Origin of the sequence: Campylobacter sp., from assembly GCF_030528245.1 — a bacterium.
In the GTDB taxonomy this organism is placed as follows: Bacteria; Campylobacterota; Campylobacteria; order Campylobacterales; family Campylobacteraceae; genus Campylobacter_D.
The window spans coordinates 1-15,122 of the sequence record NZ_JAUMZG010000033.1; the positions used below are offsets into that span (position 1 = coordinate 1).

Consider the following 15,122-nt stretch of genomic DNA (forward strand, 5'->3'; position numbering starts at 1 on the left):
CACGCTGGGCGCAGAAGCGGCCTGGGCGCTGAACCTGCCGCTGCCGCGGCGGTATCAATTCGCCTACACTTTGGCGCACGGGGCTGGGGGGTCGGCCTTTTATTGGTTCATGTGGAGCCTTGGGATGAGGTGCGCGAACTCGTGGGTGGGCGATGACTGGGCGTATTTTAGGGAAAATTACGAGGCCTTGGTGCGGGGAGGGGGTGGATTTTGGGTGTGGATCTTGCATTATGCCTTTTGGCACTACAAAAAAAGCCTGGCTTTGCTGGACTTTGATCGCCCTTTGCTCATTTTGGTGCGCGATCCTATTTCGACCTTCAAGCATATCATCAACCATCAGCACGGAAGCTCTCGAAAAAAGGATGAATTCAAGCTTGGGGATGCCTATGAGGAACTCATCCCCGACATCCTATACAATCACGCAAGGCGCGAGGGTGCGGGGTGGGTGGTGGAGAAAAAAACGACGCCCTCAATCGAAAATCTACACTCGCACGGGGGGAGCATGCAGTTTGATTTGGTGAGGAAATGGGTGCCTCACAGTGAGGTTTTCTACCTAGACATGCAGGAAATTTTGCCGCAAAATGCCTTTTTGACCCTGCAAAAACTCGCGCTTCAATTTGGCTTCACCCCGCCCAAGCCCAAAGAGCGGGAATTTTATGAGACCATGCATAATTCTGGGGGCTTGGTGGTGATTTTGGATTTTAGGGTGGTGCTTTGTGAGGGGGTTGTCGTGTGGGTGGACTCGGCCAAGACGCGGCGGCACTTGAATGAGAATTTCATCAATTTGAACGAGGAAATTTTGGGGGAGGATCCTAAGAATTTCAAGCTTTGCATGGAGAGGAGGGCATTGGAGCTGCTCCTTGAGAAGGGGGGGCTTATGCAGGAGGCTAAAATTTACCTGCGGGGGCTTTATCGGCATTATTTGCAGAGGGTGGAGTCGGAGGCTAAAAAGCTGCTTAGCGAGGCGCAGGTACTGGAGTATTTTGAGAAAAATAGGGACCTAGCCCTGCAATACAAAAAGGCCTTCGACGCCGAGCTAGCCGACATCAAGCAAAAGCGCCCCGACATCGTGGCCTCGTGGAAGCATTATGCGGAGTTTGAGAGGATCTGCGCGGGGTTTGGGGGCGCTGCGGGCGGGTGAAGGGGCGGTGCGGGGGAATTTTCAGGCCGCTGGCTGGGACTGGTGCGAATCTAGCACGGGCGCGGGAATTTGCGCGGGCGACAAAGCCAAGCGAGCCAGATCCATCAAGCCCAGCCATTGGAGTGGAAAATCTGGGCCAAAGCGTGAAATTTTGCCCTTTTGATGGGCGATTTCAAAACCTGCCCAGACTGTGAGGCGATCCAAACGGCGACGGGGAGATTTGGGCGCGGCGGGTGGAATTTTCTGGGTGATGGGAATTCTTACGCGAAGGACGCTGAGACTTCTGGAGGGGTTTGGGCGGGGAGAAATCAGTCGCGCGATGGCGAAAATTTAGCGGCCGTCGGATTTGACGCTGGGGAATTCTAGCAGAAGAGGGTTGGGGGACACTGCGCGAGGGGGCGGGTGCGAGGGGCGGAATTTTCAGGCCGCGAAAATTGGCGCGGGCAGATGCAAATTTTGACGGAGATGGCCGCGTGTGCGGGGCATGGGAAAGGGCGGTGAGAGGCTGGGACGGGATGGAAACTGCTGGGCGCGAGTGAGATTTGGTTGGATATGGGCGAGAAATTCTAGCGACGGGGGAGGATTTGAGGCTTGATTAAATTTGCTATAATCGCGCGATTTTGTTTTGAGGGTGGATTATGGACGATCTTATCAGTGGTGCGATTAAATTCATGCAGGAAGATTTTAAGGAGCATGCGAAGCTTTTTGAAAGCCTAAAATATAGGCAAAATCCCCACACGCTCTTCATCGGCTGCTCTGATTCTAGAGTTATCCCTAATCTCATCACAAATACCGGGCCTGGTGAGCTCTTTGTCATCCGCAACATCGCTAACATCATCCCGCCTTATCGCGTGGGAAGTGACTATCTGGCGACCACTTCGGCCATAGAATACGCTCTAACGACCCTGCGCATCAAAAATATCGTGGTTTGCGGGCATAGTAATTGCGGGGGTTGTCAGGCCTTGTATCGTGGCGAGGAGGAATTTGCACAAACGCCCAATGTCAAAAAATGGCTCATGATGCTCGAGCCGATAAGGAGGGATGTTTTGCTCTTTGCAGGGGAGGATTTGGCGATGCGGACGTGGCTGACGGAGAAGCTGAATTTGGTCAATTCTTTGCAAAATATCCTCAGCTATCCCGGAGTGAAGGAGGCTTTGGATGAGGGCAAAATAGAAGTTCACGCTTGGTATTACATCATCGAAACGGGTGAGATTTATGAGTATGACTTGAAGAAAAAAATCTTCACCCTAATCCAAAACAGGAAAAATCCATGAAAAAAATCATTCTTTTGGCGCTGTGTGTGCTTTGCATCTGGGCGCAGGAGCCCGGTGAGGAGGGCTCTGCGAGGACTGAGGATGCGCTTTTTAATCGGATCGAGGGCTATGTGCTTTTAAACCGCAAGATGAAAGAATATGAGCAAACGGATGGAAATTCTAGCGCTTACCGGCAAATTTTAACCGAGCTTGAGGATGAGAAGGATGCCATTTTGAGGGAGATACCCAAAATTGTCGTTACGCAAAAAATCAGTCAGGAGTCCACCGATAAATTTCTAAAAACGAAGAAAAATTTAAAGGAGCTGCAGCAAAAAAGCAAAAATCAGCCCTTCGTCCATATGAATGCGAGCCTTGATTTGATACATTTGCAGATGATTGAGTATTTTTACAGCGCCTTAGTCAAGCTCAAAAAGCTCTTTGAAAATGCCGCGAGTAGCAGGGAGATGGTGGGGCTTATTGATGAGGCGATGAGCGATTTGCAGGGGATTTCAAGCGCGAATTTAAGCGCCTATAAGGCAAAAATCACCCACTCAAACGAGCTTGAAAAGATCAACAGCAAAGAAGCGCTCATCGAGGATACCTTCGCATCCTATGTGGAAATTTTAAAATACCTAAGAAACAACGCCCACTTGCTAGAGAGCAACTACCTTTTCAGCATCCTAGCCCTGCAAAAGTGGATCGATAAGATCAATCAAAGTGCGGGCATCGAGGCGATAAATTTAGGCAAGATCGTCATTTCCCTGCTCGTTTTAGCTTTTTTCATGTCCCTGCGGAAATTTTTCTCCCACATCGTGTATTTCCTCCTTGTCAAGCTCATCTACCGCAACAAAATGGACGCCGATGACATCAAAAGCATCTTCATAGAAAACATCAAAAAGCCCGTAGGCTTCCTGCTCGTCATTTACGCGGCCAGCCTCTGCCTCACCATAGCCCTTTACCCCGCACCCGTAAATATCAGCATCAGCAACGCCTTTCACATCATCTATGCCATCTTCATCGCTTGGCTCATCTTGGGCGTCTTGGACGGCTATGGCGTGGTTTTGGTCTCCAAGCTCGCACAAAAAAGCGGCAAGAAAGAAGTGGTGAATTTAGTCATCAAAATTTTATACTTCGTCATCATCGTCATCGCCTTCCTTTTCGTCCTCGCCCAGCTTGGCTTCAACATCTCCGCCATCATCGCCTCACTCGGTATAGGCGGCCTCGCCGTAGCCCTAGCGACCAAGGACATCATCGCAAATTTTTTCGCCTCCATTTTGCTTTTGTTTGATGATAGCTTCAATCAAGGCGACTGGATAGAAATCGACGGCGTCGAGGGCACGGTAGTGGAAACGGGACTTAGAAAGACGACCATCAGGACCTTTGACAATTCTTTGGTTTTCTTGCCCAACTCCATCATCATGGGCGCCAACATCAAAAACTGGAGCAAAAGGCGCATAGGGCGGCATGTGAAGATGTATTTGGGTGTGGGCTATGATGCCACGCCTGAAAAATTGGAGGCTTGCGTGGCGGATTTGAAGGAGCTTTTAAAAACCAGCCCCCTAGTGGCTCAACCCAGCGATAGCGCCCTAAAATACGGCGATCGCTCGGCAAAATACCGCCAAAATTTAGTTTCCATCAACGACCTTGAGGGTTACAAAAACGACTGCTATGTGGCCTTGAGTGATTTTGGGGAGAGCAGCATCAATATCGAGCTTTATTTTTACACTAAAACCATTTCAGCGGAGAAATTTAGGGAGGCCAGACAGGCTTTGATGCTTGAGTTTATGCGCATCGTTGAGAAAAACGGACTGAGCTTTGCCTTCCCAAGTCGCAGCATTTACATTGAGAATTTTCCCCCGCTAGAAGGGATAAAAAAGCCATGAAATTTGTTTGTTTTAGCTGGGGGGATGAGAGGCATTTGGGCGTTTTGAATGCAAAAAAACAAGTGGTTTGCCTCAGGGATTTGGGGCTTTGTTTTAAGGATATGAACGATTTGATTTTAAATTCTGCCAGTTTCAAACTCACAAAGGAGCAGGTGGAGAGCGCCCCTGCCATCGACCTGGCGCAGGAAAAATTCCTAGCCCCCATCCCCGAGCCTCTGCAGGATGTGATTTGCTTGGGGATTAATTTTTTAGCCCACGCTAAGGAGTCGGCTAAATTTAGGGGCGAGAAATTTGAAAGGCGCGAAAATGCCGTGTATTTTAGCAAAAGGGTCAATCACGCCACCGCGCCCTTTGGGAAAATCCCCCTTCACGATGCGGTTACAAAGGAGCTTGATTATGAATGCGAGCTGGCTGTGATTTTAGGCAGGGAGGCTTATAAAATCAAGGCCGAGGACGCGCCCGCTTACATTTTTGGCTACACCATCATCAACGACATTTCTGCGAGGGATTTGCAGGGCAAACACAAGCAATTTTACCGCGCTAAAAGCCTTGAGGGGAGCACGGTGATGGGACCCTACATCACGACAAGCGATGAGGTGGCTTATCCGCCTGAGCTTGCGCTTAAAAGCTTTGTCAATGGGGAGCTGCGGCAAAACGACAACACAAAAAATTTCATTTTTGACATCGGCTATGTTTTGGAGGAGCTAAGTAGCGGGATGCGCCTCCTTGCTGGCAGCATCATCTCAATGGGCACACCTAGCGGCGTGGGGATGGGACTTTGTCCGCCGCAATTTTTAAAAGAGGGCGATGAGGTGCGGTGTGAGATTGAAAATTTAGGGACACTTTGCAACAGAATCGTTTTGTGATTGTTTAATCTTTGCAATGTTTTTTGTGGAATAATTATGGAAATCTTAAAGGAGTCAAAATGAAAAAAAATATTGTTTTTTTCGAGGCAAGAGGCGGCAGTGATAAGGGGCCCGATGGGTATAGAAAGGATACGATGCCTATGGTCAATGCCCTGAAAGATAAGGGCTGGAGCGCTGAGGTTGTTTTTTTTGACGATGAAATTTTACGCGATGAGGCGGCGCGCAATGAAATTTACGAGCGGGTTAAAAACACGGCCGATGGTTATGTTTCTCGTGTCAATCCGGGCAATCTCAAGGAAGAAAAGCTTTATTTTGATGTCTTGCGCTCGCTTTGTGAGGCGGGGCTTGTGGGTATGCCCCATCCGGACGCAATGATAGGCTATGGGGCGAAGGACGCGCTGACTAAGCTTGCTTGCACGGAACTTGTGCCCGATGATACCTACGCCTACTACGACAGGCAGGAGGCGGCGAGGATAGGCGTGGCTTGGGGTGATAAGCACGATTTTAAAAAGACCTTCCCAACGACCCTAGCTAAGGGTGAGCGCGTTTTGAAACAAAACAGAGGCTCCACGGGCGAGGGGATTTGGCGGGTGCGTTTGAAGGACGCTAATGGCTACAACAGCACTCAAAGCCTCCCGCTTGATACGAAGATTATCTGCACAGAGGCCAAAGATAATCACTCCGAGGAGAGGGAGCTTGGCGAATTTATGGACTTTTGTGAGCATTATCTCGTGGGAGATAATGGCATGCTCGTGGATATGACCTTTTTGCCGCGCATTAAAGAGGGTGAAATTCGCATTTTGATGCTTTACAAAACGCCCGTTTATGTCGTGCATAAAAAGCCAGCTGAGGGCGGGGATGCCTTTTCTGCGACCCTCTTTAGCGGGGCGAAATACCGCTACGATGAGCCGGGCGTGTGGCAGGGGCTTATCGATTGGTTTTTAAGCCAGCTTCCTGATATACGCGCAAGACTTGGAAATTATGATTTGCCGCTCATTTGGACGGCGGACTTTATCCTCGATACCGATGCCAATGGCAAGGATAAATATGTGCTAGGGGAGATCAACTGTTCCTGCGTGGGCTTCACAAGTCCTGAGGAATTTATGGCTAAAATCGCCGTCATGGTGGGGGATAATATCATCAACATCGTCAGCGAGAAAAAGGTTTAAAATTTTGATAATTTTTTGATCGATCATTTTTGCCTATCATTCAGTTTGCAGGTTTGTCTTATCTCAAAATTCTAGGCAGGGTGATACCTTTTTGCTTTTGATACTTGCCTTTTTTGTCTTTGTAGGTGGTATCGCAGGGGCCATCGCCTTGCAAAAACAGCACTTGCGCGATGCCCTCATTGGCGTAGATTTTAGCCGGTAGGGGGGTGGTGTTTGAAATTTCAATGGTGATATGCCCCTCAAAGCCCGGCTCAAAGGGCGTTACATTGACGATGATGCCACATCTTGCATAAGTGCTCTTGCCCAGACAAATCGCCAAAACATCATCAGGCATCTTAAAATACTCTATAGTGCGAGCTAGGGCGAAAGAATTGGCCGGCACGATGCACACATCGCCCACGAAATCGACCACATTGGCCTCGAGGAAATTTTTAGGGTCGATGACGGTGGAGTTGATGTTGGTGAAGATTTTAAATTCCCGACCCACGCGTATATCGTAGCCATAGCTTGAAAGCCCATAGCTCACAACGCCCCTGCCGATATTGGCCTCGCAAAATGGCTCGATCATTTGGTGATCCTGCGCCATTTGTCTTATCCAGTTGTCCGCCTTTAAGCCCATAGTTTTGCCCTTTTGAGTTTGAAATTGTGGGCAGATTATAGCCCAAGTGCGTAAAATTTCAGCGCCCGCTATGTGCCCTAACGGCCTGCAATCAAATTTCAAACGAAATTGTTTAAGTTTTTTAATATAATGCAAGATTTAAGTTTTGGAAATTTAGGAGAATTTATGACAAAAGAAGAGATTGAAGAACTGATGAAGCTTTTCACCGAAGCCAAAATCAGCAGGATTAAGATCAGGCATCAAAACGGCTTTGAGATCGAGCTTGAAAAGGAGGCGCATTGTGAAATTCCTGCCCCCGTCTGCCCACCCACTGCCCAGCCCATTAATGTCAATGTCGTCAATGAAGCCCATCCTAGCCAAACCAAGCCCAACAAGCCCAGCATCAAAAGCCCTATGGTCGGCACTTTTTATCAGGCGCCAAGCCCGGGCGCAGCGCCCTTTGTCAAGGTCGGCTCCACCGTGAAAAAGGGCGACACCATAGCCATCATCGAGGCGATGAAGATCATGAACGAGCTTGAGGCGGAATTTGATTGCCGCATCGTTGAGGTTTTGGTCGCGGATGGGCAGCCTGTGGAATTTGGGATGCCCTTATTTTCTGTGGAGAAACTATAAATGGAAATCAAAAGCATTTTAATCGCCAATCGCGGAGAAATCGCCCTCAGAGCCCTAAGAACCATCAAGGAGATGGGAAAGAGGGCCATTTGCGTGTATTCTGAGGCGGACAAGGACGCCCTCTATCTCAAATACGCCGATGCGAACATCTGCATCGGTAAGGCAAGGAGTGCGGAGAGCTATCTTAACATCCCAGCCATCATCACCGCGGCCGAGATCGCGGAGGCGGATGCGATCTTTCCGGGCTATGGTTTTTTGAGCGAGAATCAAAATTTCGTTGAAATTTGTGCCAAGCATCATATCAAATTCATAGGACCCTCCGTGGAGGCGATGAATTTGATGAGCGATAAAAGCAAGGCCAAGCAAGTGATGCAAAGGGCGGGTGTGCCTGTGATCCCCGGAAGTGATGGGGCGCTAAAGGGCGTGGAGGCGGCTAAGAAACTTGCCAAAGAAATCGGCTATCCTGTGATCTTAAAGGCAGCAGCGGGCGGAGGCGGCCGGGGTATGCGCGTGGTGGAGGGTGAGAGGGACCTCGAAAAGGCCTACTGGTCAGCAGAGAGCGAAGCGATGACGGCCTTTGGGGATGGGACGATGTATATGGAAAAATACATCCAAAACCCCCGCCACATCGAGGTGCAGGTTATCGGCGATAGCTTTGGCAATATCGTGCACATCGGGGAGAGGGACTGCTCGATGCAAAGGAGGCATCAAAAGCTTATAGAGGAGAGTCCTGCTATTTTGCTTGATGAAAAGACAAGAATAAGATTACACGAAACAGCTGTCAAAGCGGCAAAAGCCATAGGCTATGAGGGGGCGGGGACTTTTGAATTTTTGGTGGATAAGAATTTGGATTTTTACTTCATAGAGATGAATACGCGACTTCAGGTGGAGCACTGCGTGAGTGAGATGGTGAGTGGTCTTGATATCATCGAGCTGATGATAAGGGTCGCCGAGGGTTATGCCCTGCCAAGTCAAGAGAGCATCAAGCTTTGTGGGCATTCCATAGAGTGTCGCATCACGGCTGAAGATCCTAAAACCTTCCTGCCAAGTCCGGGTAAAATCACCAAATATATCCCACCAGCTGGGCGTAATGTTCGGATGGAAAGCCACTGCTATGAGGGCTATGCGGTGCCGCCTTATTATGACTCAATGATAGGCAAGCTCGTGGTTTGGGGGGAGGATAGAAATACGGCCATCGCTAAGATGAAGGTGGCCTTGCATGAGCTTATTGTTGGGGGGATTAAAACCACGCGTGATTTTCATCTTTCTATGATGGAAAATCCTGATTTTATAAGCAATGATTACGATACAAATTATCTTGCAAGGCAGTGATTGCGTTTCAAAGGGGGACTTGAATTTTTAAGCTTTCTTGAGGATGAGGGTGTCAAAATTTGTTTTTTTGACCCACAATATCGTAGGGTGCTGGGGGGCGATGGGGGTAAATAACGAGAGCTGACCTTAAGGCAAGCGAACGAGGGGTGATGGTGGCCTCGGGAGATGGCTGGCGTTTTAAGCCATCGGCCTTTGTGGGTGGATTTCGTCTGTTTGAGAGCGTGGCTGGTGGAGCTAACGAAATATAAACGCCCACGCTCTAAGCCTTTGCCAAAAGCGTTAGCTACGAGAAGATTGGATGCGTCCTGTGGATGGACCTTTCTGTGCTGGAGGCGATGGGGGGGTTGTGAGGGGAATGGTCTGGATGCGTGAGGGAAAATTGCAGCGATCGGGATCATGAATTGTTAAAAAATTCTACGCGATGGAAAAATGACGGGGGTATCGATCCTGCTTGCATCCTTCAAAAAAGCGAATTGAGAAAGACGCGATACCTTTGGCGTGAAAAGCTAGCGAGGAAAAAGAGCGTTTTAGCGGGTGGGGTTGGCTGAGAAATCCCTTCGTTATGGAAATTGCTTTTCGCGAAAAGCTAGCTTTGAGCCCGGGTGATGAGTGGGAGCTTTGTGGGCTTTTGGGCGTTTAGCAGAGGCGAAAGCGACTGATGCGAGGGAGAATTTTGAGTGCGATGGGCTTTTGAAAATTGCAGGGCTAGCAAATTGAAAGGATAAAATTTAGCACTCAAAAATACTCTATGTCGGCATTTGAGCGCAATTTGTTAAAATAATCTTGCACGAAATTTTGCTTTTGCTCGCTAACATAGGCACTCAAAACCCTCTCTTTAATCTGCTCAAAATCAGGGCTTTGCGGATTGTTTTTACTTCTCACCTCATAAAGCTCATAGCCGCTTTTTCCGTTTAAAACGGGGGAAAATTCCCCCACCCTAAGTCCCGATAAAAGTCCCAAAAGTCTAGGGTCTGCGTTGTGTGTATCCAGCAAGACCTCTTTAAAATCGCCCCCGGCGCCTTTTGAATTTTTGATGGATTCTAGGCTATTTTGGTCGTTTGAGCGGTAAATCTTCACCCCAATGCGCGTATAAAAAGTAAATTTTTCTTTATGCGCTTCAAAAAATTTCCTTGCCCCCTCATCGCTAAAATCAGCCTTTGAAAGATTAGCGATTTGCTCGTAAAGCTTTCTTTTTTCCAAATCTTTTTTCAATCTGGATCGAAACTGCTCATAGCTTTGCCCCCCAAGCGAGGCCTTAAACTGTTTCAAATTCATGCCGCTTTGCTTGAGGATTTTAGAAATCGCCCCATCGATCTCAAGCTCATTGACGACGATGCCAAAGCGCTTCATTTGTGAAATTTCAAGCTTTTCTTCGATCAGCACCCTTAGAGCCTGCTCGCGCGAGAGTTTTGAAATTTTCATCACCTGCTCCAAATCATAGCGCGTGATGGGCTCTTTTTCCACAACCACAGCGATGGAATTTAGCACCGCAGCCTCAAGAAAACCCACCCAAAAAACCAAAACCAACAAAAATTTCATCATGTGCTCTAACCCTTTATTTAAAAAAACAATGCATTATAGCGACCAAAATTTACGAAAAGGCAAAGGATGCAAAAAAAACTCACCACGCGTTTTGCCCCATCTCCCACAGGTTTTTTGCACATCGGCGGCTTGAGAACGGCGCTTTATAATTATCTTTACGCCCGAAAAAATGGGGGCAAATTTCTACTGCGCATCGAGGATACCGACCTCAAACGCAACAGCGCAGCAGCGACAAAGGCTATCATCGAGGCCTTTGAGTGGTGCGGTTTGGACTATGACGCAGAGCCCAGCTACCAGTCGCAGCGCTTTGCGATCTATGAAAAATTCATCCAAAAACTCCTAGACGAGGGCAGGGCGTATCACTGCTACATGAGCAAGGAGGAGCTTGACGCGCTAAGAAAGCAGCAGGAGGCGAGAAAGGAGCGCCCCAGATACGATGGACGGTATAGGGATTTTAGCGGTGAGCCACCGGCGGGCGTCTGCCCCGTGGTGCGCCTGAGAGCGCCTGAGAGTGGTGAGCTTGTCTTTGAGGATGGCATCAAGGGCGAAATTCGCTTCGCTTATGATGACATTATGGATGATTTCATCATCGCCAGAAGTGATGGGAGCCCGACTTATAATTTTTGCGTGGTGGTCGATGATGCGTTGATGGGCGTTAGCGCCGTGATAAGGGGGGATGATCATCTTTCCAACACCCCCAAGCAAATCGTGCTTTATGAGGCCTTGGGCTTTGAAATTCCGCAATTTTTCCATGTGGCGATGATACACGGTGAGGACGGCAAGAAGCTCTCCAAAAGGCACGGCGCGATGGATGTGATGGCGTATAAAAATATGGGGATTTTGCCCCAGGCCCTGCTGAATTTTTTGGTGCGTTTGGGCTGGGGACATCATGATGAGGAGATCTTTTCTCTGCGGGAGCTTGAGAGGCTTTTTGACCCGCATCACATCAGCAAAAGCGCCTCTTCGTATAGTTTTAAAAAGCTAGAATGGCTCAACACGCACTACATCAAAACCCTGCCTTTTGAGGAGATAAACAGGCATTTGAAGGGCTTGGGGTTTGATTTGAGCCTTGTGGAGCGGGGGGGATTTTTACTGGATCTTTTAAGAGAGCGCGCCAAAACCCTGCGCGACATCATCTGCGGCGCAAAAAGCATCCTAGAAAGGCCCCAGCATTATGACGCGGCGGCGGTGGCGAAATTTGTGGATGCGAAGGCCTTGATTTTACTGCGTGAATTTGCGGAGTCTTTGAGGGATGAGCGTGGTGCGTTGGAATTTGAGGAGCTTGCGCATGGCTTTTTGGAAAAAAGAGGGGCCAAGCTTAAGGATTTAGCCCAGCCCTTGCGCATTGCCCTCACGGGCGCTGCGGTCAGTCCTAGCATCTTTGAGGTGCTGGAATTTTTGGGCGTTGAGGTGTGTAGGGTGAGGGTGGGGGCATTTGTGAAATTTTGCGAGGGTTTGTCGTTAAATTTCAAGGCGCCTTGATGATTTTTGGAAAAATTGACTACATCAATCTCTTGCCGCTTCACATTTATCTTAAAAAATATCCCCTGCCCAATGGCTTTAAGGCGGCGTTTGAGTATAAAAAAGCCGTGCCAAGTAAGCTCAATAAGGACCTGTTTTATCGCCGCATTGACGCGGCCTTTGTTTCAAGCATAGAGAGTGCGAGGAAAAAATACAAAAATCTCAATCTAGGAATTTGTGCGCGCGGGCATGTTTGGAGCGTTTTGGTGGAAAAAAATACCCCAATGCAAAAGGATTTGAGCTCGGCAAGTTCAAATGCTTTGGCTGAAATTTTGGGGGCTAGGGGTAGGGTTATCATCGGCGATAGGGCCTTGGCGCTTTATTGTCAAGATGAGGATAGGTATGTGGATTTGTGCGCCTTGTGGTATGAAAAGACGGGGCTGCCCTTTGTGTTTGCCAGATTTTCTTGCACACAAAAAAAGATCATTTATGCGAAGATTTTAAAAAATTTCACGCAAAAAAAGATAAAAATTCCCCGCTACATCCTTGAAAACTACGCGCAGGATCGCAACATTTGCAGTCATAAAATCCGCCTTTATTTGAATGAGGTTATTTATTACAAGATAGGCTTTAGGGAGGAGTTGGCCCTGAGGTGTTTTATCAGGGCCGTGCGGTTTAAATTTCAATGCTCCAGGGCGCCTTCTATACCCACGCCGCTTTGAGCCCTGAAATTTTGAGCATCAAAGCCCATTCTATCGATTTGTGCGCGTTTTGAACGATCCAATTTTGAAAGGACATAGATCAAGAAAAAGGTGAGAGGAATGGTGAAAATCGCAGGGTGCTCGTAAGGGAAAATCGCCGAGTCAAAACCAAAGCTCTTCACCCAAATCCCAGGCCCTAAAACGACCAGAGAAACCACCGTGATGAGTCCTATCAAGCCCCCCCAGAAAACCCCCTTGCTCGTCAAATCCTTAAAATAAATGCTTAAAAACAGTATGGGAAAATTGACGCTAGCGGCGATGGCAAAGGCGAGTCCTACCATGAAGGCGACATTTTGATTTTCAAAAACAAAGCCCAAAACTATGGCGAGAAAACCCAGTATGAGTATGGAGGATTTGGTCACGCGCATTTGTGTTTTCGCATCACATTTTCCATTTTTTATCGCATTGACGAAGAGGTCGTGGCTGATGGCGCCGGCTCCTGAGATGGTCAGCCCCGCCACTACGGCTAGGATGGTCGCAAAGCTCACGGCCGAAATGAAGCCCAAAAATATATCCCCGCCCAAAACCTCCGCTAGGATGATGGCGACCATATTGTTAGCCCCCGCAAAGCTCCCGTCTGGATTGATGAGGGCGCTGTTTGAGTATAAAAGCGCTATGGCGCCAAAGCCTATGATGAAGGTTAGAATGTAAAAATAGGCGATGAAGCCTGTGGCGTAGAATACAGATTTTCTAGCCTCTTTGGCGTCCTTGACGGTGAAAAAGCGCATCAAAATGTGGGGCAGTCCTGCCGTGCCAAACATCAAGGCTAGTCCTAAAGAAAGGGCTGAGATGGTGTCAGGTAAGAAGACGCCGGGCCTGATGATGGCCTCTCCTTTGGGATGGCTGGAGACGGCTAAATCTGTGTAGTATTTGAGGTCAAAATTCGTAAGATAAATGACCATAAAGGCCATGAAAGATGCGCCTGCTAGGAGCAAGATCGCCTTGATGATTTGAACCCAAGTTGTAGCGTGCATCCCGCCAAAAACCACATAGCAAATCATCAAAATCCCCACCAAAATAACGGCGAATTTGTAGGGTAGCCCGAAAAGCAATTGTATGAGCTGTCCGGCGCCTACCATCTGCGCGATGAGGTAAAAGATAACCACGCTTAAGGCGGAGATGGCAGAGATGACGCGTATGGGCTTTGAGCTTAAGCGGTAGGCTACGATGTCGGCGAAGGTGAATTTGCCTAAATTTCTAAATTTTTCAGCGATCAAAAATAAAATAATGGGCCAACCCACCAAAAATCCCACAGAATAAATCAATCCATCAAAGCCATTGGTGAAAATCAGGGCGGTGATGCCCAAAAAACTCGCCGCACTCATGTAATCGCCCGCGATGGCTAGGCCGTTTTGAAAGCTGCTGATATTGCCCCCAGCGGTGTAGAATGCGCCGATGGATTGGGATTTTTTGTTGGAATAATAAGTAATGAGCAAGGTTACCACAGTGAAGCCCAAAAACATCACGATGGCTGCAATGTTAAGCTCTCTTTGCGCGCTAACTGCCAAATCAAAACCCGCTGCGAAAATGCTAGTGGGTGCTAGGAGAAGTGGGAATTTCATTGCCGATCCTTGTAGTTGATTTTGCCCTCTTTGAGTGAGTCGATGAGATCGTTTTTTTCAAGCTCTTCGATGAGGCGAGAATTTTCTGAGTCGAAAAAGGAATTGGCGATGAAAACATAAATCCCTGTGCTGATGACGCAAAGAAAGATGATGCCAAGCCCAGATACAATCCCCAAGCTGATGGCCGTATCGCCCACTCTATAACCCAAAACATCGGGAATCAAGCCCACGCACAGTATGAAGGCATAATAAGCGATCAGTATGACTAGGGAGAAGGAAAGCGAAATGGTGTTTCTTTTTGAAATGAAATTTTCAAAGTCTTTTAGGGCTTTTTGTTGGCTTTGCGTTGGCTTCATAATCCACCTTTCTTAAGAAAATCAATACTTGTAGTTTAATGCAAAGCTTGAGTGAAGATGAAAAAATGGGGGAATTTTTTTGAGTTTCGCGCTTGGTTCTAACAAAAAGTAACATAGCCTTAGCCCGATGAGCGATTCGATCGGCTTGAAATCTAGCTATTTTGTTACTTTTAGTAAATATGCGCGTTAGCACACATATTTTTTTAGAATTTTCTCACTCGCGCTATCGGAGATGACAAAATCCGTATGATAAAGCAAACAAGAACCCGTACTGATGACCTTTAGGACGAGTTTTTTGTTGCCTTTTTCGTTAGGATTGTGGGCGTTTTTGGCCATTTCGTGGATTTCGTAGATGATTTCACGATTCAAGCGACTCAAATCAAGCTCAATAATGTTTTTTTCAAATTCCATAGGCTCTTTTGTGTAGTCATTTTTCTTTTCAAATTTTTTAGAAGAATATTTTTTCACCGCCTTAAAATCGCCATTTTTAAGCTCATCTAGCGTTTTTACAGCTTTGAGGGTAAAATTCATTCTTTCATCTTTGCGGTAACCTAGCAAAAAACCA

The 15,122-nt window shown here is 47.8% G+C and carries 15 protein-coding genes and 1 pseudogene; 11 read left to right on the plus strand and 5 right to left on the minus strand.

Translation table 11 applies throughout. From position 1 onward, the window contains the following. From Q4A73_RS06100 to Q4A73_RS06130, 7 genes are all read left to right on the plus strand, one after another. The coding region (locus tag Q4A73_RS06100; protein WP_303206567.1) for a DUF2972 domain-containing protein at positions 1-1,141 on the plus strand (1,141 nt) is incomplete at its 5' end. Then, positions 1,089-1,304: a hypothetical protein gene (locus Q4A73_RS06105; RefSeq protein ID WP_303206568.1), complete on the plus strand. Its 216-nt coding sequence runs from the start codon at positions 1,089-1,091 to the stop codon at positions 1,302-1,304. The genes Q4A73_RS06100 and Q4A73_RS06105, both read left to right, overlap by 53 nt. Next, complete coding sequence (locus tag Q4A73_RS06110; protein ID WP_303206569.1) at positions 1,304-1,507, plus strand: hypothetical protein; 204 nt, start codon at positions 1,304-1,306, stop codon at positions 1,505-1,507. Before Q4A73_RS06105 ends, Q4A73_RS06110 begins: the two co-directional genes overlap by 1 nt. A 272-nt stretch (positions 1,508-1,779) precedes the next feature. Beyond that, the gene (locus tag Q4A73_RS06115) at positions 1,780-2,415 is read left to right on the plus strand and encodes a carbonic anhydrase (RefSeq protein WP_303206570.1); all 636 of its coding nucleotides are present in this window, start codon (positions 1,780-1,782) and stop codon (positions 2,413-2,415) included. Next, on the plus strand, positions 2,412-4,277 hold the full coding sequence (locus tag Q4A73_RS06120; RefSeq protein ID WP_303206571.1) for a mechanosensitive ion channel family protein: 1,866 nt from the start codon (positions 2,412-2,414) through the stop codon (positions 4,275-4,277). The genes Q4A73_RS06115 and Q4A73_RS06120 overlap by 4 nt, the downstream gene beginning before the upstream one ends. Then, complete coding sequence (locus Q4A73_RS06125; RefSeq protein ID WP_303206572.1) at positions 4,274-5,143, plus strand: fumarylacetoacetate hydrolase family protein; 870 nt, start codon at positions 4,274-4,276, stop codon at positions 5,141-5,143. The genes Q4A73_RS06120 and Q4A73_RS06125 overlap by 4 nt, the downstream gene beginning before the upstream one ends. A 59-nt stretch (positions 5,144-5,202) precedes the next feature. Next, complete coding sequence (locus Q4A73_RS06130; RefSeq protein WP_303206573.1) at positions 5,203-6,312, plus strand: Cj0069 family protein; 1,110 nt, start codon at positions 5,203-5,205, stop codon at positions 6,310-6,312. A 58-nt stretch (positions 6,313-6,370) separates the two neighbouring features. On the opposite strand, the gene dcd is transcribed toward Q4A73_RS06130, so the two are convergent. Beyond that, a complete protein-coding gene (gene dcd / locus Q4A73_RS06135) occupies positions 6,371-6,931 on the minus strand; it encodes a dCTP deaminase (protein WP_303206574.1) in 561 nt (186 codons plus the stop codon). Positions 6,932-7,096: 165 nt separating this feature from the next. Between dcd and accB the strand changes: the two genes are divergently transcribed. After that, positions 7,097-7,543, plus strand: coding sequence for an acetyl-CoA carboxylase biotin carboxyl carrier protein (accB, locus tag Q4A73_RS06140; protein ID WP_303206575.1), 447 nt, complete (start codon positions 7,097-7,099; stop codon positions 7,541-7,543). Further along, the gene (locus Q4A73_RS06145) at positions 7,544-8,875 is read left to right on the plus strand and encodes an acetyl-CoA carboxylase biotin carboxylase subunit (protein WP_303206576.1); all 1,332 of its coding nucleotides are present in this window, start codon (positions 7,544-7,546) and stop codon (positions 8,873-8,875) included. Positions 8,876-9,610: 735 nt separating this feature from the next. On the opposite strand, the gene Q4A73_RS06150 is transcribed toward Q4A73_RS06145, so the two are convergent. After that, positions 9,611-10,417, minus strand: a complete 807-nt coding sequence (locus Q4A73_RS06150; RefSeq protein WP_303206577.1) for a peptidyl-prolyl cis-trans isomerase — start codon at positions 10,415-10,417, stop codon at positions 9,611-9,613. A 66-nt stretch (positions 10,418-10,483) separates the two neighbouring features. On the opposite strand from Q4A73_RS06150, the gene gltX reads away from it, so the two are divergent. Together gltX and Q4A73_RS06160 are read left to right on the plus strand one after the other, a co-directional pair. Continuing rightward, positions 10,484-11,899: a glutamate--tRNA ligase gene (gltX, locus tag Q4A73_RS06155; protein WP_303206578.1), complete on the plus strand. Its 1,416-nt coding sequence runs from the start codon at positions 10,484-10,486 to the stop codon at positions 11,897-11,899. Continuing rightward, on the plus strand, positions 11,899-12,600 hold the full coding sequence (locus tag Q4A73_RS06160; RefSeq protein ID WP_303206579.1) for an MqnA/MqnD/SBP family protein: 702 nt from the start codon (positions 11,899-11,901) through the stop codon (positions 12,598-12,600). The genes gltX and Q4A73_RS06160 overlap by 1 nt, the downstream gene beginning before the upstream one ends. Here Q4A73_RS06160 and Q4A73_RS06165 read toward each other — a convergent pair. The 3 genes and pseudogenes from Q4A73_RS06165 to Q4A73_RS06175 all read right to left on the minus strand — a co-directional run. Then, a complete protein-coding gene (locus Q4A73_RS06165) occupies positions 12,561-14,201 on the minus strand; it encodes a cation acetate symporter (protein WP_303206580.1) in 1,641 nt (546 codons plus the stop codon). The two genes, Q4A73_RS06160 and Q4A73_RS06165, sit on opposite strands and share 40 nt — an antisense overlap. Beyond that, positions 14,198-14,557, minus strand: a complete 360-nt coding sequence (locus Q4A73_RS06170) for a DUF485 domain-containing protein (protein WP_303206581.1) — start codon at positions 14,555-14,557, stop codon at positions 14,198-14,200. The genes Q4A73_RS06165 and Q4A73_RS06170 overlap by 4 nt, the downstream gene beginning before the upstream one ends. A 186-nt stretch (positions 14,558-14,743) precedes the next feature. Further along, positions 14,744-15,122: pseudogene (locus Q4A73_RS06175) on the minus strand (DNA polymerase III subunit alpha); the annotation flags it as partial.